17 protein-coding genes are annotated in these 23,264 nt (G+C 62.1%); 6 read left to right on the forward strand and 11 right to left on the reverse strand.

The window, feature by feature from the left end; genetic code table 11:
- From RMO18_RS08870 to RMO18_RS08880, 3 genes are all read left to right on the forward strand, one after another.
- A partial coding sequence (locus RMO18_RS08870; RefSeq protein ID WP_309665364.1) for a 4-hydroxythreonine-4-phosphate dehydrogenase PdxA occupies window positions 1–123 on the forward strand: 123 nt, incomplete at its 5' end.
- A gap of 62 nt (window positions 124–185) precedes the next feature.
- Window positions 186–1,031: a 16S rRNA (adenine(1518)-N(6)/adenine(1519)-N(6))-dimethyltransferase RsmA gene (gene rsmA / locus RMO18_RS08875; protein ID WP_309665326.1), complete on the forward strand. Its 846-nt coding sequence runs from the start codon at window positions 186–188 to the stop codon at window positions 1,029–1,031.
- Window positions 1,032–1,072: 41 nt separating this feature from the next.
- Window positions 1,073–1,999 carry a LysR family transcriptional regulator gene (locus tag RMO18_RS08880; RefSeq protein WP_309665327.1) on the forward strand — a complete coding sequence of 309 codons (927 nt, stop codon included), beginning with the start codon at window positions 1,073–1,075 and terminating at the stop codon, window positions 1,997–1,999.
- Here RMO18_RS08880 and RMO18_RS08885 read toward each other — a convergent pair.
- Complete coding sequence (locus tag RMO18_RS08885; protein ID WP_309665329.1) at window positions 1,984–3,000, reverse strand: Ldh family oxidoreductase; 1,017 nt, start codon at window positions 2,998–3,000, stop codon at window positions 1,984–1,986. The two genes, RMO18_RS08880 and RMO18_RS08885, sit on opposite strands and share 16 nt — an antisense overlap.
- Before the next feature lie 104 nt (window positions 3,001–3,104).
- Between RMO18_RS08885 and RMO18_RS08890 the strand changes: the two genes are divergently transcribed.
- The gene (locus RMO18_RS08890; protein ID WP_309665330.1) at window positions 3,105–4,286 is read left to right on the forward strand and encodes a mandelate racemase/muconate lactonizing enzyme family protein; all 1,182 of its coding nucleotides are present in this window, start codon (window positions 3,105–3,107) and stop codon (window positions 4,284–4,286) included.
- 36 nt (window positions 4,287–4,322) lie between these two features.
- On the opposite strand, the gene sucD is transcribed toward RMO18_RS08890, so the two are convergent.
- Genes sucD through RMO18_RS08910 form a run of 4 tightly spaced genes read right to left on the reverse strand, consistent with a single transcriptional unit; the run spans window position 4,323 to window position 8,576 of the window.
- Window positions 4,323–5,219 carry a succinate--CoA ligase subunit alpha gene (sucD, locus tag RMO18_RS08895; RefSeq protein WP_309665332.1) on the reverse strand — a complete coding sequence of 299 codons (897 nt, stop codon included), beginning with the start codon at window positions 5,217–5,219 and terminating at the stop codon, window positions 4,323–4,325.
- A gap of 10 nt (window positions 5,220–5,229) precedes the next feature.
- Complete coding sequence (locus tag RMO18_RS08900) at window positions 5,230–6,402, reverse strand: malate--CoA ligase subunit beta (RefSeq protein WP_309665333.1); 1,173 nt, start codon at window positions 6,400–6,402, stop codon at window positions 5,230–5,232.
- 4 nt (window positions 6,403–6,406) lie between these two features.
- Window positions 6,407–7,345 carry a CoA ester lyase gene (locus tag RMO18_RS08905; protein ID WP_309665335.1) on the reverse strand — a complete coding sequence of 313 codons (939 nt, stop codon included), beginning with the start codon at window positions 7,343–7,345 and terminating at the stop codon, window positions 6,407–6,409.
- A 16-nt stretch (window positions 7,346–7,361) separates the two neighbouring features.
- Window positions 7,362–8,576: an aminotransferase class V-fold PLP-dependent enzyme gene (locus tag RMO18_RS08910; RefSeq protein WP_309665336.1), complete on the reverse strand. Its 1,215-nt coding sequence runs from the start codon at window positions 8,574–8,576 to the stop codon at window positions 7,362–7,364.
- 145 nt (window positions 8,577–8,721) lie between these two features.
- Between RMO18_RS08910 and RMO18_RS08915 the strand changes: the two genes are divergently transcribed.
- Window positions 8,722–10,119: a short-chain fatty acyl-CoA regulator family protein gene (locus RMO18_RS08915; protein WP_309665338.1), complete on the forward strand. Its 1,398-nt coding sequence runs from the start codon at window positions 8,722–8,724 to the stop codon at window positions 10,117–10,119.
- A gap of 49 nt (window positions 10,120–10,168) precedes the next feature.
- On the opposite strand, the gene RMO18_RS08920 is transcribed toward RMO18_RS08915, so the two are convergent.
- Both RMO18_RS08920 and RMO18_RS08925 read right to left on the reverse strand, forming a co-directional pair.
- Window positions 10,169–12,595 carry an FAD-dependent oxidoreductase gene (locus RMO18_RS08920; RefSeq protein ID WP_309665340.1) on the reverse strand — a complete coding sequence of 809 codons (2,427 nt, stop codon included), beginning with the start codon at window positions 12,593–12,595 and terminating at the stop codon, window positions 10,169–10,171.
- Window positions 12,595–13,479 carry a phosphotransferase gene (locus RMO18_RS08925; protein WP_309665341.1) on the reverse strand — a complete coding sequence of 295 codons (885 nt, stop codon included), beginning with the start codon at window positions 13,477–13,479 and terminating at the stop codon, window positions 12,595–12,597. The genes RMO18_RS08920 and RMO18_RS08925 overlap by 1 nt, the downstream gene beginning before the upstream one ends.
- Before the next feature lie 431 nt (window positions 13,480–13,910).
- On the opposite strand from RMO18_RS08925, the gene RMO18_RS08930 reads away from it, so the two are divergent.
- Window positions 13,911–14,669 carry a DeoR/GlpR family DNA-binding transcription regulator gene (locus RMO18_RS08930; protein ID WP_309665343.1) on the forward strand — a complete coding sequence of 253 codons (759 nt, stop codon included), beginning with the start codon at window positions 13,911–13,913 and terminating at the stop codon, window positions 14,667–14,669.
- On the opposite strand, the gene RMO18_RS08935 is transcribed toward RMO18_RS08930, so the two are convergent.
- The 4 genes from RMO18_RS08935 to RMO18_RS08950 all read right to left on the reverse strand — a co-directional run bounded on the left by RMO18_RS08935 (window position 14,656) and on the right by RMO18_RS08950 (window position 23,262).
- Complete coding sequence (locus RMO18_RS08935; RefSeq protein WP_309665344.1) at window positions 14,656–18,666, reverse strand: PAS domain S-box protein; 4,011 nt, start codon at window positions 18,664–18,666, stop codon at window positions 14,656–14,658. The genes RMO18_RS08930 and RMO18_RS08935 overlap by 14 nt on opposite strands.
- 97 nt (window positions 18,667–18,763) lie before the next feature.
- Window positions 18,764–19,918 carry a DUF1501 domain-containing protein gene (locus tag RMO18_RS08940; protein ID WP_309665345.1) on the reverse strand — a complete coding sequence of 385 codons (1,155 nt, stop codon included), beginning with the start codon at window positions 19,916–19,918 and terminating at the stop codon, window positions 18,764–18,766.
- Window positions 19,919–19,930: 12 nt separating this feature from the next.
- Window positions 19,931–21,580: a DUF1800 domain-containing protein gene (locus tag RMO18_RS08945; protein ID WP_309665346.1), complete on the reverse strand. Its 1,650-nt coding sequence runs from the start codon at window positions 21,578–21,580 to the stop codon at window positions 19,931–19,933.
- A 119-nt stretch (window positions 21,581–21,699) separates the two neighbouring features.
- Entirely contained in the window at window positions 21,700–23,262 is a 1,563-nt protein-coding gene (locus RMO18_RS08950; protein ID WP_309665348.1) for an AMP-binding protein, read from the reverse strand.
- Window positions 23,263–23,264: the final 2 nt, after the last annotated feature.

Here is a 23,264-nt window from a genome sequence, read left to right on the forward strand (position 1 = left end):
TTCGTGCGCACATCGCCAGATCATGGCACCGCTTACGACATTGCCGGACGCGGCGTGGCCGACCCGACAAGTCTGATTGCCGCCCTGCGGATGGCGCAAGACATGGTGGCACGGCGCGGCTAGCATTCACAGCGGGGATCACACCACTTCGGAACCCGAATGCAGATCAAAGAGGAAAACGTAGTTTGGGAACGATTGATGGGCTGCCGCCGCTGCGCGAGGTGATCCGGACGCATGATCTGGTCGCAAAGCGGCAGCTGGGGCAGAACTTCCTGTTGGATCTGAACTTGACCGCCAAAATCGCCCGTTCTGCAGGCGATCTGTCCGGTTATGACGTGCTCGAGGTTGGCCCCGGCCCCGGCGGCTTGACGCGAGGGTTGCTCGTCGAAGGCGCGCGTCACGTTCTTGCGGTTGAGAAGGATGCCCGTTGCCTGCCCGCCCTTGCCGAGGTGGCTGCCGTCTATCCCGGACGCCTGCAGGTGATCCAGGGCGACGCGCTGGAGCTTGACCTTCTGGCGCACCTGACGCCGCCCATCAAGGTAATCGCAAATCTGCCCTACAACGTGGGCACCGAGCTTCTGATCCGCTGGCTGACACCAAAGGTTTGGCCACCGGTCTGGCAAAGCCTGACGTTGATGTTTCAAAAGGAGGTTGCCGAACGGATCGTAGCCAAGCCCCGAACCGCGCATTACGGCAGGTTGGCGCTGCTGGCGCAGTGGCGCTGTGATGCCAGGATCATGATGACGCTGCCACCCGAGGCCTTCACCCCCGCCCCGAAAGTCCATTCCGCCGTGGTGCACCTGACTGCCCTGCCCGCCCCCCGGTTTCCCGCAGATGCAGCGGTCCTTCAGCGCGTCACCGCCATGGCCTTCAACCAACGTCGCAAGATGCTTCGCTCCAGCCTGAAGGGTCTGATGCCGGGGATCGACGATGTTCTGGTAGCAGCCGGGATCGAACCAACCGCGAGGGCCGAAGAAATCGGGTTAGAAGGGTTCTGCGCCCTGGCCAGATTGGTCCAGCCCGAGGGCTGAAACCCCTTGCGGGGCTGGTCACAGTTTTACATGATGTAAAGATGAATGATACCTTTCCTTCTGCTTCGCTGACCTCACTGCGCGCGTTTGATGCCGTTCTGCGCCTTGGCACATTGACTGCGGCGGCCCATGAACTTGCGGTGACGCCAGCTGCTGTCAGCCACCGCCTTCGTGCGCTTGAGACAGAAGCAGGCTGCCCCCTCGTCTTCCGCGCCTCGGGTCGGTTTTGCCCCACCGCCGAAGGGGCGGCGCTTGCAGCAACCCTGGGCGATGCCTTTGCCCGCATTCGTGCCAGCGGTCCGCTCTTGCAGGGAATGAGCCGCGCAAAGGCCCTGCGCGTGGTGGCACCAATGTCGTTTACGGTGCTCTGGCTTCTCCCGAGGCTTTCCACATTCGAGGCCGCCTGCCCTGACGTAACGCCCTATGTCTTCGCCGCGACCGACCCGTTGCGCAGCGATGGCGATCCGCCCCATGTCAGGATTGCGCATAGCCCCGCAGCCCCCGCTCGCGGAAGGTGGGAACTTCTGGCCCGCGACAAGACCGTCGTGGCTCATGCGCCTGGCCTTGCCTTGAACATCGCCGATCTGGCGCAGGCCCGCGCAGTACACATCGACAGTCCTGACGGACTGCGCTCTGGCACAGTGGGGTGGGACGATTGGGCGCGATTGCTTGGGCTTACCCTGCACGCGCCCTCTGGCCCCCATGTCAGCGCCGAACACGCCGCGATAGATTTGACGCTGCAAGGACAAGCAGTGATGCTGGCCAGCCTGTTTACTGCTGCGGGGCACTTTGCCGCCGGAAGACTACGTGCCATGCCCGGCACGGCCGTTGACGCAGGCATTGCCTACTGGATTTCAATCGAACGCCCGGGGCCGGTCGCCGATACCTTCCGGACCTGGATCTTTGAGGCCGTCACCGCGCACCATAGCGCAGATATGCAGGTTGGCCTTGCTCAGGCCAATGCCTGACCTTGTACCGGCTCCCCAGTCAATTCACCAAGGATCGCCACTTCTCCGTCATCCAGTGCAACCCCCTGTTTCTCTGCAATCTTTCGGTTTTCAATCCGACGCGCGCCGGGTACCCGGACACCTTGTTGATTGCACATCGCTGCCACCATCACCTCCAACCGCTCGCCGAACCCAGGTGCCATCGCCTCTGGGTCGATGGCGATGAAGCTTTGCCCTAAACGAGGTGGCCCGCCCACATCGTCGCCAAGTGATGAGGCCTGAAATGACCAGTTGGCCCCAGTCAACCCCGCCGCCAAAATCTCGACCATCAGCGCCAGCGCAGCGCCCTTGTGCCCCCCGGACGGCGCGATCGACCCGGCCATCCCTTCCGCAGCATTTGTTGTCGGATTGCCGTCGCGGTCTAGCGCCCAGTGCACGGGAATTGGCCTGCCCTCCGCGGCAGCAGTGGCCAGATTAACAAAGGCTGTAGCGGATGAGGAACTGTCGATCACCAGCGCGTCGGCGGTCCGGGGGGCACCAAAGGCCCAGGGATTGGTCCCGAAGAACGGCAGGCTGCCGCCCCATGGGGCCATTGTTGACGAAGCATTCGTGACCGCGATGGACACCAAACCCTCCCGCGCCAGTCGGTCACTGAAATAGCCCAACACGCCGCAAGCATAGCCTCCGGCCACTCCCAGCACGGCTATTCCCTGCGAGCGTGCCGCTGTCACCAAGGCAGCCTCGCCCGCCTCATAAGCCGGATGCGCGAAACCACCTGCTGCATCGACATGGATCATTCCGGGGCGTTTCATAGACACCACCGGAACCGCCTGCCCCAGGATCTTTCCAACCTTCAAATGCCCGACGTACCATTGCAGATAGCCAAGCCCGATCGCGCGCGTGCCCTCCGCCTCTGCCGCCCGGATCGAACGCGCCACAGCGCCCGCTTGTAACACGGACGCACCTGCCCGCTGCAACGCCGCCTGCGCTATGGCTTCCACCTCGTCCAACGTGATCTGCACTGTTGTCTCCTGCCGCGATTTCATTCTGACAGTGCCGTTTTGGCGCGACGAATCAAGTCCGCTCTTTTACTTCTCGTCATTGTCCGTAGTCCTAGGTGCAGCCCATGAAGATCAAATCTATCCGCGCGACCCCGATCCTTGTCCCGTTGGAGGCGCCTTATCTTTGGTCTTATGGTGCCTTGGACGGCTTTACCAAATGCGTGGTTGAGGTTGAGACCACCGATGGTTTGGTCGGTATCGGCGAAGCGCCATCGCACAGCTCGGCGCGCATCATCGAAAGCTTTTCCGACCGCATCATCGGGCTGGACCCGCTGGACATCGCCGGTCTTGAACGGCGCGTGCTCCCCTCCATGCCCGCGGCCCATTCCGTAACCGACTACGGCCTGCGCGGCGCCTGGGGTGGGGTCGACATCGCGCTTTGGGACCTGCGCGGCAAACTTTGGGGGCAACCAGTGGCAAACCTGTTGGGCGGCATTCACTGCAACGCGATTCCGTTCACTGATTACTTCAGTTATCGCTTGGCGCAGGACGGCAAAGGCGGCGAAACCAGCATCGAGGCGGTGGTCGACTATTGCCTTGCCCTGCACCAGACCCACGGCACCACGTTTTTCGAGGGCAAGGTTTCGGACCCGGATCTGAACCGAAACATCGCGCTGATGCAGGCGTTGCGCCGCGCGCTCGGTCCGCAAGCCATGCTTCGGATCGACAGCAATCAGGCGTTCAGCCTGCCGTCGTGCCTGCATCTCGCCCCGGCTTTCGAAGAGCTTGGAATTCGCAACTGGGAGGATCCCACCCCGGACTGGACCACCATGAAACGCCTGCGGACCCGGACCACCATCCCCTTCTCCGGCCACAACACCGACCTTGGCAAAGCCGTTGCTTATGGCACCCCTGACGCCATCGTATCCGACGTTGCAGGGTTGGGCGGCTTTTCCGCAATGCTGCGCTTTGTTTCGGCCTGCGCCGGGGCCGGGATTGATTTTTGGTGCTATTCCGGAGGTTCAGGCCTTGAAACTGCGGCCTATCTGCACGCCTGCGCCGCCCATCCCCACATCCGAGAACCGAACCAGAGCCTGCTGCGCCAACAACCGTTCGATGTGATCGCAGAAGGCCCGTTCGCAGCTAAGAACAACCTGATCGCCCTGCCCGCTGGCCCGGGCCTTGGTGTGACGCTTGATCCTGACCGGCTGCGCTTTGCTGCAAATCTGCTGGTTGAGCGCGGCATTCCCAACAAGTACCACGACCCCGACGCGCCCGGAAAGATGCGCAGGATGCCGTTGATCTGAGGCTGTCCGCCTTTTGGCAGACAGCCAAACGCCGTTTCAGGCCGCCACGCGTACACCCAGCACCCGCGCCATCGTCTCGCCCATCGACGACGGGTTCGGCGCAACCGTGATCCCTGCTGCCTCCAGAATCTCCACCTTTTCCTGCGCCGATTCACCGAAAGCACTGATGATTGCGCCCGCATGCCCCATCTTGCGGCCCTTTGGCGCGGAAAGACCGGCAATATAGGCCACCACCGGTTTCGTCATGTGGTCGCGGGCAAAGGCTGCCGCTTCGGCCTCTTGGGGGCCACCGATCTCGCCGATCATCATCACCGCATCAGTTTCCGGGTCCGCCTCGAACAGCGCCAGTATGTCAAGAAAGCTTGATCCGTTGATCGGGTCGCCGCCGATTCCGACGCTGGTAGAGACGCCGATCCCCAACTCCTTCATCTGGGCGGCTGCCTCATATCCCAGCGTGCCGCTGCGCCCCACAATACCAACCCGACCGGCCATGTAAATATGCGGCGGCATGATCCCCATGAAGCCCTTGCCGGGGCTGATGATCCCGGCACAGTTCGGGCCGATCAAGCGCAGTTTGCGCTCCTCGGGATAGCGCTTGAGAAAGCGTTTTACCTTCATCATGTCCTGGCTCGGGATACCGTCAGTCACGCAGACGGCGGTGCGAATTCCGGCATCTGCCGCCTCCATGATCGCGTCAGCCGCAAACGGCGGCGGCACGAAAACCAGGCTCGCCTCTGCCCCCGTCGCTTCCACCGCCTCGCGCACGGTGTTGAACAGCGGGCGGTCAAGATGCCGCTCGCCGCCGCGCCCGGGCGTTACGCCGCCCACGACGTTGGTGCCGTACTTTATCATGTCTGCGGCATGGAACGCGCCGATACGGCCGGACATGCCTTGCACGATGACGCGGGTCTTTTCGGTGATCAGAATGGCCATGGTGCTCTCCTCAGGCGGCAAACTTCTGGCGCGCGGCGACGGCTTTCGCCGCCGCCTCAGCCAAGGTGTCGGCGGAAATCAACGGCAGACCAGAGGTCCTGATGATCTGCTTGCCCTCTGCCACATTGGTGCCGGCAAGCCGGACGACCACTGGAATGGTCAGGCCAACCTCTTGATATGCCTTCACAACCCCTTCAGCAACCCAGTCACAGCGATTGATGCCCGCAAAGATGTTGACCAGGATGACAGCAACGTTGCGGTCGGCCAGAACGGTACGGAACGCGCGGACCACGCGTTCGGGCGATGCACCGCCGCCAATATCAAGAAAGTTGGCAGGCTCACCCCCGGCCAGCTTGATCATGTCCATCGTGGCCATCGCCAATCCGGCACCGTTGATGATGCAACCAATGTCGCCTTCAAGGCCGACATAGGCCAGACCATGATCCCCGGCGGTGCTTTCGCGTGGATCTTCCTGGCTGCGGTCACGCAGTTCCGCGACTTGAGGTTGGCGGAACAAGGCATTGGTATCGAAGGACATCTTGGCATCAAGCGCCACCAGATCACCGGTCCCGGTGATGACCAGCGGGTTGATTTCCACCATCACAGCGTCAAGGTCGCGGTAAGCCCGATAGCACGCCTTCAGGATCGTCACCATCTGGGCAACCTGACCGCCCTTCAGGCCCAGCTGAAAGGCCAACTCGCGTGCCTGAAACTCCGACAGGCCGACCGCCGGGTCCAGCGTCATGCGGCGCAGCGAATCCGGGTCTGTCTCGGCCAGCTCCTCGATCTCCATCCCGCCATGCGCCGACGCGACGATCATGATCCGCTCGGACTTTCGGTCCAGCACCAGGCCCAGATACATCTCGCGGGCGATGTCGGAGGCGGCTTCGACCCAAAGCCGATAGACGCCCTTGCCGTTGGCATCGGTCTGCTTGGTCACCAACTGCTTGCCAAACAAGGTCGCGGCAAAGGCTGCCACCTCATGCTCATCGCGGCACAACTTGACGCCACCCGCTGCCCCACGGCCACCGGAATGGATCTGCGCCTTCACCACCCAGGCAGAGCCACCAAGTTCGCGCGCCCGGTAGCCAGCCTGCTCAGGGCTATAGGCTAACCCGCCGCGCGGCACCGGCACGCCGAACCGTGCAAGGATCTCTTTGGCTTGATATTCGTGAATATCCATAGACTTATCTCCCCGATATCGCGTCTGCGATGACCAGCACGTTGCGCGCCATCTTTTCCGAAGCAGCATCGATCATCTTGCCATCAAGGCTTGCAGCACCCTTGCCCTGCGCCTCGGCAAGGCGCAGTTCCTCGATGATCCGATGCGCTTTGGTGACCTCGGCCTCGGTCGGGCTAAACACCTCGTTCGCCAGGGCCACTTGGGACGGGTGGATCGCCCATTTACCTTCGCAACCCAATGCCGCCGCGCGCCGCGCGCCATCCTTATACCCGTCCGGGTCGCTGAAGTCGCCAAACGGCCCGTCAATCGGCCGCAAACCGTAGGCGCGGCAGGCGATCACCATCCGGCTGATCGCCGCGTGCCACTGATCGCCGGGATACATCGGGTTCAATCCGCCGATGTTTGTGGTGCGGGCCCGCATGCTGGCCGCGTAATCCGCCACACCGAAGTGCAACGCCTCAAGCCGCCCGCCAAACTGTGCAATCGCCTCAACATTGGCCATGCCAAGTGCGGTCTCGATCAATGCCTCCAACCCGACCCGGGTGGTGTAGCCTTTGGCCTGCTCGATCTGGTTGACCATCGCTTCGACCATATACAGATCACCGGTCACGCCCACTTTCGGAACCAGCAGCGTGTGCACGCGGTTGCCCGCCTGTTCCATCACATCCACCACATCGCGGTACATGTAATGGGTGTCCAAGCCGTTGATCCGCACCGAAACCGTCTTGCCCTTGGCCGCCCAGTCGATGTCATTCAACGCCTGGATGCAGTTCCTGCGGGCCTGTTCCTTTTCTGGTGGGGCCACCGCATCCTCCAGATCAAGGAAAATGTAATCCGCATCCCCTGCGGCAGCCTTGTCGATCATCGTCGGGTTCGACGACGGAACCGCAAGCTCAGAGCGTTGCAGCCGCTGCTTGCGCAGTGGGTAAAGAGTATGGCTCATCGTATTGAATTCCCTGCTATTCTGCTGCGATCTGCAGCTTGTTCGACTGGCCTTTGCCCATCGCGTACCAGCCTTGTGCCGCTGCAACGCCAGATCCAAAGACAATATCCACACCCGCCTCGGCCAGCGCCATTTCCGCAACCGACAGGGCGGTAAGGCACATCGCCTCGTTCAGATCACCAAGATGGCCGATGCGAAACACCTTGCCGGCCAGCCGGGCCAGACCGGACCCGAAACTGGTGTTGTAACGTTCATACCCGATGCGAATGACCTCGCGCGCATCAACCCCTTCAGGCACTTTGATGGCGGTGACCGTATTGGACGCCAGCGAACGATGCTCGGCGCAGATCGACAGGCCCCAGGCCGCAACACCACGCCGAACGCCTTCGGCCAACCGCGCGTGCCGGGCAATCACCGCGTCCAGACCTTCGGTGTTGATCCGGTCCAGCGCCCGCCGCAGGCCATGCAGGATTTGCGTCGGAGGCGTGTAGGGGAAATAGCCGCTCTGGCTGGTCTGGGCCATGTCCCGGAACTCGAAATAGGCGCGGCGCATCGTGGCGCTGGCCGAGGCTGCCATTGCCTTCGAGCTTACCGCCAGAATGCCCAAACCTGCCGGGCACATCAGCCCCTTCTGACTGCCGGTCACTGCCAGATCGACCCCCCAATCATCCATCCGGAAGTCGATGGACGCGACCGAGGACACGCCGTCCACAAACAGCAGTGCATCATGAAAGCAATCGTCCATCGCCCGCCGAACTGCCGCCACATCGCTGGTCACTCCGGTCGCCGTCTCGTTCTGCGTGACGAAGACTGCCTTGATCTCGCCCTTGCGGTCGGCCGCAAGCCGCCGCATGAATTCGCTGACCGGCGCGCCCGCACCCCACGGCACGTCCACCACATCGACGACCAGACCCAGCCGTGTGGCCATTTCCGCCCAAAGCGTGGAGAACTGCCCGTGCCGCGCCATCATCACACGATCGCCGACATTCAAGGTGTTGGTGATCGCCGCTTCCCATGCACCGGTGCCCGAGCCGGGAAACAGCATCACGGTGCCATCCTTTGTGCGGAACACCCGCTTCAGGTCTGCCAGGATGCCAAGTGTCAGCGCCCCGAATTCCGGGCCGCGCTGGTCCTGCATCGGCACGTTCATGGCCATCCGCACGTCATCGGGAACGTTGGTAGGTCCCGGGATGAACAGGCTGTTGGTCCCGGTTTTGAAGTTTGTGCACATGGCTTTGCTCCTTGGCTTGGTTCCTCCTGTCACCAATTGCGAAAGGTGCAAAAGCAAAGCGGGTCGCGCTGTAAACGCGAGAATTTACAAAGCTTGTAATGTGTAATATTGTCATACACACAAACCTATTCGAGTGTGCGACGGTATGCAGAAAACGTTTATCGGCCCCCACCTTCGCCGCCTTCGCCAGGAACGGAGCGAAACGCAGGGCATGATGGCGCGGGCCTTGGGGATCAGCCCTTCCTACGTCAATCTGCTGGAAAACAACGAGCGGTCAGTCTCGGTTCAGGTGCTGCTGAAGCTGTTTGACGCGTACGGGGTCGATTGGCGCGAGATTGCCGAAGAAGATGGCTCTGGCCAACTGGCCGATCTGCGCGCGGCCTTGCAGGACCCGTTGTTTGCCGAAAACCGACCGGACCTGACCCAGATGCGGGCGGCGCTGGTGCATGCACCTGATCTGGCGGCATCCTTCCTGCGTCTGCACCGGTCATGGCAGGCAGCGACCGATCAGCTTTTGTCACTGGGCGAAGGCGACGCGCGCCAGATCAACGCCACACCCGAAGCCGCTGTGCACAACGTGTTTCGCCGCCAACGCAATCACTTCCGCGATCTTGAACTGGCCGCCGAGGCATTCTGGGGCCCTCAACTGGTTGAAAGGGATGAGATTTACGTCGCACTGAAGCAACGCCTACGTAGCCGACTGGGTATTTCCGTTCGTCTGGCGCGCGTCGAAGACCTTCCCGGAACCCTGCGGCAGTATGACGAAGCCCGGCATGAAATCCTGCTTTCCGAAGCGCTGGACCACACCAACCGAACCTTCCAGCTGGTGCATATGTGCGGGCTTCTTGAACATCGGGCATTACTTGACACGTTGATCGACCGGGCCGGCATTGCCGATCCGCGTGGCGTGGCGCGGCTGCGTGTCGAACTTGCCAATTATTTCGCCGCGGCCGTCCTGATGCCCTACGATGCCTTTCTGGCCGAGGTTCGGGCCACGAAATACGATCTGGACCATATCGCCACCCGCTTTGGTGTGTCCTTCGAGCAGGCCTGCCACCGCGCCACCACCCTGCAACGCGACGGAGCGCAGGGTGTGCCGTTCTTCTTCATGCGGATCGACAAAGGCGGCAACGTCACCAAGCGGTTCAACGCGACCGACTTTCATCTGGCTGAATATGGCGGAGCCTGCCCAAGGCTCGATGTGCACACATCGTTCCGAACACCTGGTAAGATCGTACCGCAATTCGTTGAAATGCCAGACAAATCACAGTACTTCGTATTCTCGCGCACAGTGGACCGACCCACCTGGATCCGGCACGCCCAAGACAACCGTCTGGCAGTGGCGATGGGCTGCACCATCAACCATGCGGCCGAGATCGGCTATGCCGAGGCGTTTTCCGTAGCCGGTGCCCGGATGGTGCCGATTGGCATCAATTGCCGCATCTGCCCGCGCGCGAACTGCGACCAGCGCGCGCATCAGGCAACCATCCTGACCCAGCCGGTGGACGAAAGGCGCCGGGGCGCGACGCGATTTGACGGGTAGGTAGCGGGGGCCAGCCCCCGCACCCCCGGGATATTTGGTGAAGAGGAAGTCAGGCTTTGACGCGCAGGTTCTGCGGGTCGTACAGTGGAGCAAGGTGAACCGACGCAGGCACCCGCTCCGACGCCACTTCCAGCTCGTAACCACCTGAAAGAACAAAGTCTTCCGTGACACCGTCGGGGTGTCGCACATAGCCCATGCCGATCGAACGACCTACCGTATGGCCAAAGCCGCCCGAAGACAGCCAGCCGACCCGCTCGCCATCGCGATAGATCGTCTCGCGCCCCAGAAGGATCACCTCCGGCGCCGCCGTAAAGGTGGCCAGTCGCTTTTTTACTTCGCCAGCAAGCTGTGCCGCAACCGCGTCACGTCCAAGGAACGGCAAGCCTGATTTCATCTTGCAGGCCCAGGCAAGCCCGGCCTCTACCGGCGTGTGATCCGGGCCAATGTCGGCCCCCCAGGCGCGGTAGCCCTTTTCCAGCCGCAGCGTTTCGATCGCCCGGTACCCCGCATCGACCAGGCCCCCCGCCGCTTTCAGCGCTTCGTAGACGGTGACAGCCACATCCGTCGGCATATGGAGTTCCCATCCAAGTTCACCGACATAGGTGACCCGCAGCGCCAGAACCGGGCACCCGGCAACCGAAATGGACTTGGCGGTGCCAAACGGAAACGCTGTGTTTGACAGATCATCACTGCTTGAGCCTTGCAGGACGCGCCGCGAATCGGGCCCCATCAACGACAGAACTGCCGATCCGGAAGTCACGTCGATCAATTGGCAATTGCCGCGCAAGTTCCTGGAAATCCAATCGAAATCATGGGTGGCAAAACCAGTGCCCGTGACGATGTAGAACTCGTCCTCAGCCCGGCGCACCACTGTCAGATCGCATTCGATCCCACCCTTTTGGTTCAGCATCTGGGTGTAGGTCAGGCTGCCGGGCGTGCGGTCGATGTTGCCAGCCGCAATCCAGTTCAACGCCTTTGCTGCATCAGGCCCTTTCAGGGTGAACTTGGCAAAGGACGTCTGGTCGATCAGAACTGCCGCCTCGCGCGCCGCTTTGTGTTCGCGCGCAACCGCATCAAACCAGCCGGGCCTTTGGTAGGAATAGTGATCAACCGGGCTTTCCCCGGGCCCGGCAAACCAGTTCGGGCGTTCCCAGCCCAGCTTTTCGCCAAAACAGGCCCCTGCCACCTGCAGATGTGCATAGAGCGGCGAGCGGCGCGTGGGGCGGGCAGATCGCATTTCCTCGGACGGCCAGGCAATGCTGTAGTGTTTTCCGTAAGCCTCCAACGTCCGGCTGCGGACCCAATCGGTTGATCGATGCACTTTGCCAAACCGCCGGATGTCGACCGGCCACAGGTCGAACGGCGGCTCACCCATGGCCACCCATTCGGCCAGCGCCATCCCCGCCCCACCGCCTGATGCGATACCAAAGGCGTTGAACCCGGCGCCGACATAGAAATTCCGCAGCTCCGGCGCTTCGCCCAGGATGAAATTGCCGTCCGGCGTAAAGCTTTCCGGCCCGTTGATCAGCTGCTTGACGCCGGCCGTGGCCAATGCCGGAACCCGTGCCAGAGCGTTTTCCATGAACTGGCCGTAGTGATCCCAGTCCGAGGTCAGCAGTTCAAAGTGAAAACCCTCCGGAATGCCCGCCACTGCCCAAGGTTTCGGATTTGGCTCATAGCCACCCCAGACCAAGCCGCCGACATCTTCCTTCCAATAGGTCAGCCGATCGGGATCGCGCAGGGTTGGCAAATCCGGGGTCACCCCGTCAATCCGTTCGGTCACCATGTACTGATGCTCGACCGACACCAGCGGCACGTTCACCCCGACAGTTGCCGCCAGAACCCGCGTCCATTGCCCTGCGCAGATCACGACCTTTTCGCATTCGATGCTGCCATGCGGCGTTTCCACCCCGCGAATTCGCCCGTTTTCAACGATGATCCGGGTTGCGGGCGTGTCTTCGAAGATCTTCACCCCTGCCATCCGCGCCCCGCGGGCCAGCGACTGGGTGATGTCCGAGGGGTTGGCCTGCCCGTCCGTCGGCAGATACGCGGCCCCGACGACATCATCGATTGTCATCAATGGCCACAGATCTTGCGCCTCTTTCGGCGTCAGAAGATGCATCTCAAGCCCAAAGGAATGCGCGGTGGTCGCCTGGCGCTTCACTTCGGTCCAGCGTTCGCCGTTGCAGGCCAGACGAAGGCCGCCGTTCATCTTCCAGCCGGTTTGCAGGCCCGTCTCAGCCTCCAACGCTTTGTAAAGCGCAACCGAATGGCCCAGAAGCTGGGTGATGTTGGCCGAGGTCCGCAATTGCCCGACCAGCCCCGCCGCGTGAAACGTGGTGCCCGAGGTCAGCTTTTTGCGTTCCAGAAGAACCGTATCGGTCCAGCCCAGCTTGCCCAGGTGATAGGCCACGGAACAGCCAACGATGCCGCCGCCGATGATCACGGCACGGGCGGTAGAGGGAAGGTCAGTCATCAACTCATCCTGTAGGCGTCAAAAGCGGCGCGGTATGTTGAAAGGTAGTTCGCCGTGTAGGTGGCGTAGTCAAAGGCCAATCTGGAATGGATTTCCTGAACCATGCTCCACATCGCCTCACGCAGCGCAGCCGCTGCCTTCATCGCGCGGTACCGGCGCCACAGGTCCGCGTTGGGCGGGGTCGCGAAGTAGGTCGCGAGCAGCCGTGTTTCCTGCGCCTCGCTCAGTCCATTGTTGGCCGCCAGACCGCCCAAATCGAACAGCGGCGAACCCCAGCCCGCATAATCCCAGTCAATCAACCACAATCGGTTGCCATCATGCAGAAAGTTGGCTGGCAGCAGGTCATTGTGACCGAAAACCAGCTCGATGCGACCCACAGCACCCTCAAGCTCCGCCGCTTCGGCCAGCAGGTTGGGCAAATTCGCAAGATGGGATGATCGTCCATCGACAAGGGTGGCGGCGTAGTCGCGCAGCACCTGAAACACCCAGAAGGTCAACGCCGGGCCTCGCAGATGCTGCGGAATGTCGCGGTGCGCGCGGCTGACCAACGCCAGCGCCTGGCTCAGCATATCTTCCTCACGAAGGTCTTCGGCGCCAAGCGTTCGGCCTTCGACAAAATCGATCACCAGTGCGCCGGGTTCGTGATAGATCACCGCAGGTGACACGCCCGCTGCATGCGCTGCACGGCTGGCGGCCAGTTCATTGAAACGCATGATCTGGTGCACCGGAATATCATCCCCGATCCGCACGACCACACGGCGCGCCGCATCGGTCACCACGAAGTTGAGGTTGGTGATACCCCCGCCCAACGGCTCGGCCACCGGCGTGCCTGCCCATATCGGCAAACTCAGAACGCGCTCCAGAGGCGAACTCACCGATGTCATGGGTGCACGGCTGTTTGCCGGGACGCGGATCGGCAATCGTAAACCGGCTGCGTATCGTGCCCAACACAACGCCAAGGCGGGCAAAGGTTTGCCTGGGAACTCGCTTCAGATCGGCAACAAATTCGCACGGCACTTCTCGATTTGGGTGTCAGATGACCGCAGTCTTGCAAGACTAAAGCGGACGGGCCCGAGGGGTTCAAGGCCCGTCCGCAAGACGCCGCCAGAGTGTCCAGGTCAACGGGGCGCCCGTTCGTGGCAATCACAGGGTTCGGTGAGGGTTTGATGAACCCTGCTCGTGTTACCAAGGTGCGAAACCTCACCATGGGTGTCAAAGGATTTGTGGTATTTTGCCCGATCCTATGGTAATTGTGTGGAAAGCCACCAGACTGGCCGCAAGTATCTGCGTAATCCCACAAGTCGGTTTCACCCGCATGCTTCAGACCCACCGTGAACGCTCAATTCTTGAGCATCTGAATGTCACCGGCGCAGCGCGGATAGCCGAACTGGCTCAGCGGCTGAACGTCAGTGACGAAACGATTCGCCGGTCGTTGAAACGGCTGGAAATGGCAGGCAGTGTCACCCGGGTACACGGCGGCGTGCATCTCAAGGATTGGGGGCCGGAACCAAGTTTCGCTTTGCGCGTCGGTCTCAACCCCGCACCCAAACGCGCTATCGCGGCGCGCGCGGCCAGTCTCATCGAAAACGGGGCTTCGTTGTTTCTGGACGTGGGGTCGACCACAGCTTACGTCGCTCAGGCGCTGCGCGAGCATCGCGAACTGCTGGTAGTCACCAACTCACTTTCGGTGGCGCAAACGCTGGCCGGGCGCGGCGGCAACCGCGTCTTCATGGCCGGTGGCGAACTTCGCCCGCATGACGGCGGTGCCTTCGGGGCCGAGGCGCTGGCCTTTGTGCGCCAGTTTCGCGTCCGCTATGCAATCTTGTCGGCAGCAGCGCTGGAGAGCCGATCAGGCTTCATGTTGCATGACCTGCTCGAGGCCGAATTCAGCCGCGCCATTATTGAATGCGCCGATCAGGCGATCATTGCGGCCGACGCCAGCAAATTCGACCGATCCGCGCCGATCCGGATCGGCGATCCAGAGGCCATCAGCCGTCTTGTGACCGACCAAGCCCCCACCGGCGCGCTGGCCGATCTGCTGGCCGACGCGGGCGTGCAGGTCACGCTGGCCTGACCGCCGCAATCTCATAGGACTGGATCAGCGCTTCGGCCAGACGGTCCATCCTGATTGGTTTGGCCACGACCGCAGAAAAGCCGGCCTCGTGGTATTCCTGTACCTGATGCGTCATTGCATTGGCCGTGACGGCAATCGCCGGCGCACAGCGTCTGCCATTGGCCGCCGCCCCGGCCTTCAGCGCGGCCAAAGTGCGTACCCCGTCCATCTGCGGCATCGCGATATCCACAAGAAGCACATCGAAGTTTTGGGTTTCGCACAGTGCCATTGCTTCGGTGCCGTCAACAACCACGGTGCATTCCACACCCAAGGCGTCCAGCATTGTCTTCAGGATCAATCTGTTGGTGGCATTGTCTTCGGCCACAAGAACCGACATTCTGGGCACCTTCGGCAAATCGAGGACATCAGCCTGTTTCTGGGTCACGTTCAGCGCCGGCACCGCAATTTCAACCAGGGCCGTCAACCCGGCACCGGGTGCGCCGCTTAGCTTGACGCTGCCCCCCATCATCTGCGCAAGCTTGCGAACGATGGGCAAGCCCAGCCCCGTCCCGCCATAGCGACGCGCGATCCCGCCATCGCCTTGGGTGAAATCCTCGAACACCCGGACCAACTGCTCTTCAGTCATGCCGATGCCGGTGTCTCTCACTTCAAGCCCAAGCCGCGTCGCAGAGCGTTGATCGATCGTCAGTTCGACGCGACCATGGTCGGTGAACTTCACCGCATTTCCCACGAGGTTGTGCAAGATCTGGTTGATCCGCTGCGCATCCCCAACGCGAAGGCGCGTGCTTTCGCCCCGAACACTGACACTCAGGTTCACCCCTTTGGCTGCAGCGTGCAGGCCATGGATCGCCATGATCCGGCTGGTCAGGTCGGCCAAGCTGAAGGGCCGCTCGTCCAGCGTCAGACGACCGGCCTCGATCTTGGCGAGATCAAGTATGTCGTTGATCACGCCCAGAAGATGCTCGCCTGATTCGCGGATAACGCGTACCATGCTCTTCTGCGCCGGGTCTTCCAGACTTCCCTCCAGCACATAGGCCATCCCCAGAACGCCGTTCAGCGGCGTGCGTATCTCGTGGCTCATATTGGCAAGAAAGTCGGACTTGGCCCGGTTGGCCGCTTCCGACGCAATCATCGCAGCACGAAGCCGGTCCTCGCCGTCGACCGCATCCGTGATGTCGGTCCATGAACACACAACCGCAAGATCGGTGCCCGGTGCCGACAGCGGCGCTGCATTCACCGAAACCACCCGGCGGCTGCCATCAGCCCCGCGGATCACATGCCGAAAGTCGCGAACGGTTTCCCCCCCGGCCAGCACCCGCGCAACCGGAAGGTTCTGTGATGCGATTGGCTCCCCCGTCAGATCAGTGATCCCCAAGGTCATCGGTGGATACATCTCACCCCCCGGCGTCACCCTGCCCCGCAAGATCTTTTCTGCCTCGGCGTTGGCAAAGACCACGCGGCCGTGCGCGTCCACTGCGGTAATCCCCGAGACCGACGTTTCCATGATCCGGGCAAGGGTGTCGCGTTCGCGCGCAAGCGCCACCTCAAGAGATTTGGCCTGCGAGATGTCGAGATGGATCCCGCTATTCCGAAGCGGTGCGCCATCCTCATCCCACTCGATCACCTGCCCGCGCGACAACACCCAAATCCAACGGCCATCACGATGCCGCAAGCGCATCTCGTGTTCGATCATCCATTCGTGACGGGAAAACAGATCACGCTCTTTTTCGAGCATGGCGTCCCGGTCTTCGGGATGGATCATAGGCAGCCAGTCTGCCACCGACAGCGGGTTCAGCTCGGCTGAACTGTAGCCAAGCATTTCGGCCCATCGTTCATTGATCAGCGTGTGACCAGCGCGATAGCTGAACTCCCATGTTCCCAATCTGGCACCGTCAATCAGGCGGCTGATGCGCTGCTCCGCTTCGATGCGTTCGCTCACGTCCAGATGCACGCCAACGATCGTCCGGGGTGCGCCGTCAAATTTGCGCGCCAACACCCGCCCGCGCGACAACACCCAGACCCAGCCGCCCGACTTGTGTCTGAGACGGGTTACCAGATCAAAGTCTTCCACCTCTCCGGCCATCACCGACCGTTGAATCTCGGCCAGTCTCGCGGCGTCTTCAGGGTGGCAACGCCCAATAAGGTCGGTCACGGATGGCCGGTCCGGATCTTCAGCGCCGTAGCCCAGCATCCGGTGCCAACGGTCGTTGATCTCGGTCAGGCCAACCTCCGCCTCCCACTCCCAGATCCCGACCTCACCGCCGTTGATCACTTGTTGCAGCCGCCGTTCAGACTGGCGCCGCGCCGTTATGTCTTGATAAATCCCCACCGTTTCACACGACGGCGTGGCGCGCTCTCGGACCCAGATCAACCGCCCGTCTGCCAGTCGATCTTCGCCATCCCAAAGATCGGTAAGATGCCGGTCCAGCCTGCGCTGCAAATTCGCGCTGGCGCCCGCGCCTTCGTCGTAAAATACCCCCCGCGCGATGGCAGCCCGCAACAGATCGTCATATAGCGCGCCCGAACAGATCAGGTCGGCGATGCCGGAAAACACGTCCTCATAGCGGGCATTCCACAGCACCAGACGATCGTGTTCGTCAAAAACAGCGAACCCGTCATCCAACGCCTCGATCGCTGCCATCATGCGTGTCTGGGTCGCCTCCAGCAACTGCTGTTCCACCAACAGCGCCGCCTCGTTCCGACGAAGTTCCGTGACATCTTCGATCAGCGCCCATACCAGCCGGCGCCCAGCAGGATCGGTGTCCATAAAACCGCGCAGAACAGATGGAAACAGCGATCCATCGGCCCGCCGTAACCATGTTTCAATCGGACCATAGGTCTTTTTCGCCTTGAGTTCAGCGATCGCCACATCCAGGACCCAAGCCGAATTCTCAGGCAGGACCTGCTTGGAAAACAACCCTCGCGTCACTGAAGGGTCCAACCCGAACGCCGCCTTGAAGGCCCGGTTTCCATCCAGCATCTCGCTGGTCCGGTAGTCGGTCAGAATGATCGGGTGGGGACACATATCGAAGAACGCGGCAAACAGCCGCTCGCGGTAGGACACCATCTCTGTCGCCGCGACCGCAGCCGAAACATCCCTGATGACGGCAACATAGCCGGTGGGGCCACCCAACGGCGCGGCAGGCAGCGGCGCGGCAGACACCTCGTACCAATGCACATCGCCGCCAACCGCCAGACCGACCCTGCGTCCATGCGACGAGGTTGCGTCTCGCGACAGCGGCAGCATCTTTGCCAGGGCAGCGGCAAGTTCGGCGGGCAACACGTCTTGCATTCGGCGGCCAATTCCGGCCCTGACCAGACCCGAAAGCCAGGGCAGTTCGGTGCTGTGACAAGCGGCGATAAGGCCGTCTCCAGAGATTTCCATGACGATGTCAGGCAGCGCATGCAGGGTTGCCAGCAAGTGGTTGCGCACCGACGCTTCTTTCGCCTCGGCCTCGCCGCGCAACAGGACGGAGGCAATCGCACGGGCGATCGAAGTCAGCAGAAACACCTCATCCTCGGCCCAGCATTCCTGTCTTGCAGTCCGGTCATAGCCGATCACTCCAATCAGCCGATCCCCATCCATCAGTGGCACCATCAACGACGCACCGACGCCAATATCTTCCAGGAACCGCCGTTCTGCACAGGTTTCCGGCAAGTCGGTCACGTCCTTGACGGTCACGACCAAGCCTTTGTTAAAAGCACTGTGCCACAGCGGATGGTTATCCGGGTTGACCTGCTGCATGGCGGGCTTTAGCGGCGGCACGCCGGCGGCAACCCATTCGTGACTATTGTACTGCGTACCATCCGGGCGGCAGCGAAACAGGAAAGATCGGTCAAAGCCACAGGCCAGACTTAGACGTTCAAGAACGCTTTGCAGTCCTGTGTCGATATCGTCGCGAGACAACCCTAAAAGTTCGTTCATCAGGTCGACGACAAGCCGGTCTATCCGCGCCGGGCGCAGCAGATCGACACTCGGGGGCTTTGTGCGTCCCATTCAACCTCACGTGCAAATGACGACAGGGTCACACTCGGCCAGCCGAGTATTCCCGATCACCACTTTCGCCGCAAGTCCATCGATGTCTGCACTTATGTCAGGTCCAAAGTCCCAGCGGCGCGGCTGCATAGCCCGGGAAGACGACGGCCGGGTCCGGCAGGCGCATGTGGCCGGTCAGCAGCTCTGCCAAAACGGCCCGATAATCGGTGATCACGGCAAGGTCGGCGCCTTCCTCCAGCGCCTCATTGGCAAGGCCGGGCCAACGCCCGACCATGCGGCCACCCCGCGCCTGTGGCCCCAGCACCAGCATCACATTCCCACGCCCATGGTCGGTACCCCCCGCCGTGTTGGAGCGGAGCCTGCGTCCGAACTCGCTCATCACCACGACCGACACGTCTTGCTGCAATGCTCCAAGATCGCGCCAGAACGCCATCACCGCCTCGGACAAACCCGATGTCAGATTGCGAAACCGGCCTTCCTGTGCCACGTGCGTGTCCCATCCCGGCACATCGACCGTGGCCACGCGCAGCCCGATATCTTCCTTGATCGTCTGCGCCACCGTCATCAATGGCTGCGCCAACGGGTTGCCTTCGGGGTAGACCACGGACGGCTGGTATGCCCGCACCGCCCAATCTGCCTCAGACCAAAGCCGGTCGCCGATCATGTCCGACAGCCCGATCAATTCGCTGATCGGGCGTGCCAGCGGACCGTGCGCGCCAAACCCTGCCAGCAACCGCGCGCGCAAAGCCGGGGCCAGCCAGTTGCCCTGCGCCAGCATCAGATCGCCCAATGTCTCGGCCACCGCCGCATCTGCGCCCAACAGACTTGCCGGCCGCATCGCCCCCACGGCCAGCGCAGGCATCGGCCCGCCGGGGGTGCTGGCCTGCAACCACCGCCCGATCCAACCCGAAGGATCGCCGGGCGCCACCGCCGCGCCAAAAAGCCCGCGTTCGATCCGCGCTTCGGCGTCAAAGTGGCTGCGGGTTGCTTCTGGCAGGCCCGCTGCATGGATCACCGACAGATCGCCCGCATCGTAAAGATCCGCCAGCCCTGTGGCTGCCGGATTGAACCGAAACTCCACATCCGCAACCTCCTGCCGGATCAGGCGCCCGGCACTGTCCCCATTACGCGCCACGCGCAGGCCTTCCGGTCGGGCAGCAATGAAATCGGGGTCGCTGGACGGCGACACCAGCGCCAGCCCATCGGCTCCACCCCGCAAGAACAAAACCACCAGGATCGGATCGCGGGGCATGCGGGCCTCCTTCTAGCGCAACAGGAATTCTGGGGTGAGGGCAGCAAAGGCGATAGCCGCCAAAGCGGCACCGCCGCGGTCTTGCGGTGCGATATCGGTGGCTGGCAACGCCGGATCAATATCCATCACATCGGCCACCGCCGCAGCCACTTCGTCCGCGCGCAACGGCACCAGCGCCCCCGCATGCCTTGCAAGGTACTCGGCCGCCGATTCCGCACCCTCGACCGCCTGCAAATCAGCCGTGGCCGTGCCGAACCAGTCTTCATGGGCATAAAGTGCCAGATCCGCCATCCGGTTCAACGTGCTGGCCCCGGTCCAGGCCCCCGCCCGATCCGGGTGCCCGGTTGGCGGACCATACTGATGCTGGCGCCAACCCGCGCGCGACAACTGCCAATCAAAGCTGTTTTCTGTGCCGCTGACCTCTGCCCCAGAGGCACGGTACAGGGCGGCGAGAATTTCAAACGGCCGACGCAGCTTGGCGGGTGGTGCCTCAAACTCGGGCGACAATGCCAGCGCGCGCACCACCTGCGCGATCTGATCCTCGGCTTCCGCTGCAGCAATGAAAACCTCCGCCAGCCGTCCGACAAGGCCTGCATCCGGTTCGTCCGACAAAAACCGCCGCGCTAGCTTTGTGCAGACATGCCGCGCTGTGCCGGGGTGTCTGGCCAACATGTCCAGCACGTCTTCCCCATCGGCCATGGGCCCCCGGTTCGGCGCGAACTCGCGGCCAAGGATGCGCTTTTGATACGGGTCATGCCATTGCGCGATATAGTAGAAATGCCCGGTCTTCGGTGCCTCCTCGCCTTCGGCTATCCAGCGCCCGTCGCCCACCGACCAACCGGTAAAGGCCCGTGCCACCTCATAGACGTCAAGATCCAGATAGCCCTCTGCGGCACCCGCCTCGGCCCCAGGCACATCTCGCCAGACGGTATAGCGGTCGTTCAGATAGTTCTCAGCGCCGAGCGTATGCAACTCCAGCAGTTCACGCGCGTAATTTTCGGTGGCGGGCGAGGCCTGACTGTCTGCGTTGTTCAGATAGTAAAGCATCGCCGGCGACCGGGCCACTTCACCCAGAAGCGTGCGGAAGTTGCCAAAGGCATGCGTCCGCATCACCGCATCATAGGACGCAAAGAACACCGCAGTCGTCTCGTCCTTGCCGGAATTCACGTTAAAATGGTCATGCCAGAACTGCGCCATCACCTCGCGCACCTGCGCCTCGGCGTGAACAGCCCGGATCATGCTGGCTGCGATCACCTCTGATGCAGGCCGCATGCGCTCCGAGAAATCCATGCCCGCACCCGGCTCCCAGTCCAGCAAACGGACCAGCGTCTCGGGATCCGCGCCCAGCATCGACAAGGGTCGCAACTCATCCAGCGCCTGCCAGGAATTGCCGTTTTCATCCTCTCCCGCTTCATACGAAATCCGCAGCCGCGCCGCGTCCAGCCGCGCGGCCAGGGCAGGATCGTCCGGTCCCAAGCCAAGTTGGTCGTCCAGCCACGCCTCACGCCCGCGCGCTGCAATCGCCGCGCGGCTTGCGGCACTTGCCCCGAAGGTCAGTCGATTCAGCCAGATGTCGTCTGCCACGAGGTCCGGCGTCGTGGCGAAGGCCAGACGCGGGCTGGTTGCCAAAACCAAAGCTGCCAACAGGCGGCTATGGAACATGCGCCTTGTGATCATGGCCAACCCTTGACGAACTGCGTTCCCAGTCAGGCTAACACGGCCTGTGCATCGCATGGCAAGTCACACTTATCGGTATGGCAAAACCCTGCCATCGTCGCGTCTCAGGCGTTGGCCCCAGACACCCGATCACGCAGCACCCGGCGCAGAATCTTGCCCGACGCGGATTTCGGAATGGCCTCGATGAATTCCACCCGTGACGGGATCTTGTAACTGGCCAGCTTGCCCACCAAGGCTGCCCTGACCTGCGCTTCGGTCAGGTCTGATCCGGGGCTTTGCACCACAAAGGCCATCGGCAATTCGCCAGCGTCGTCATCCGGCACCCCGATCACCGCCGCATCGGCTACGCCACTGACACCCAACAACTCGGCCTCCACTTCGGCCGGGGCCACCTGAAACCCCTTCACCTTGATCAACTCCTTCAGCCGGTCGCGGATGAACAGATAGCCGTCAGCATCGACCACCCCCAGATCACCGGTCCTCAACCAGCCATCCACGATCATCTGTGCCGTGGCCTCGGGGCGGTTGTGATAGCCGATCATCACCTGCGGGCCGCTGATCCAGACCTCGCCTTCTTCGTCGGGACCGCAATCCACCCCGGTCATCGGATCAACAATCCGGGTGCGGGCATTTGGCGACGTGACCCCGACCGACCCGGATCGCGGCGTGCGGTGCGGCACGACATGCGTCACGGGGCTAAGTTCGGTCATTCCGTAACCCTGGATCACAGCGCAACCGATACGCCGGGCAACCGCTTCTGCTACCTCGCCCCCCAGCGGCGCCGCCGCCGACATCACGATCTTCAGCGAAGAAAGATCATACTGGTCGACAATCGGATGCTTGGCCAACGCAATTGCCACAGGCGGGGCAATCAGCAGTTTTTCCATTCGATGCGTCTGGATATGGCCAAGCAGCGCCTCAAGATCAAAGCGCGGCATCGTCACCAATGCGGCCCCGGCACTAAGAAACGCGTTCATCAGCACGTTCATCCCATAGATGTGAAAGAACGGCAGGAAGGCGATCGAGGTTTCGCCGTTCGCAACCTCCAGCATCTCGATGATCTGGTCAACATTGACCACGAGGTTGCGGTGGCTCAGCATCACGCCTTTCGGCAGGCCGGTGGTGCCGGACGAATAGGGCAGCACCATCACATGCCGGTCCAGATCGACAGGCACCTGCGCGGTCATCGGCGGACCCATCAGATCGTCCAGTGACCGATGCCCTTCGGCCCCACCAATCACCACGATCTCGCGCACCTTGGTGCCATGCAAGGCGGCCTCTGCCACCTGCAGGAACGCCGGAATGGTAATCAGCAGCTCCGCGCCAGAATCCGCCAGCTGATGCTTTATCTCTGGCGCGGTGTAGGTGGGGTTGATCGTGGTCAGCGTCGCCCCGGCATAAGCCACCCCATGAAAAATGGTCGCATAATCCGGCATGTTCGGCGCCATCAACGCGATCACCGATCCCGACCCGATCCCCTGCGCCGCAAGGCCGCCAGCCAGAGACTGAATCCGCGCCCGCAGCTCTGCGCCCGTAAGGCTTAGGCCAGACGGCCCGTCGATCAGCAGGGCACGGTTCTTTCCCAGTGCCAACCCTTCAAACAGCCGATCCGTAATACTCAGGTCGCGCAATGTCAGATCGGCCAACGGGCTTTTGTAGATGGTCATGC

Origin of the sequence: Tabrizicola sp. (genome assembly GCF_031377265.1) — a bacterium.
Taxonomy (GTDB): domain Bacteria; phylum Pseudomonadota; class Alphaproteobacteria; order Rhodobacterales; family Rhodobacteraceae; genus JAUYQR01.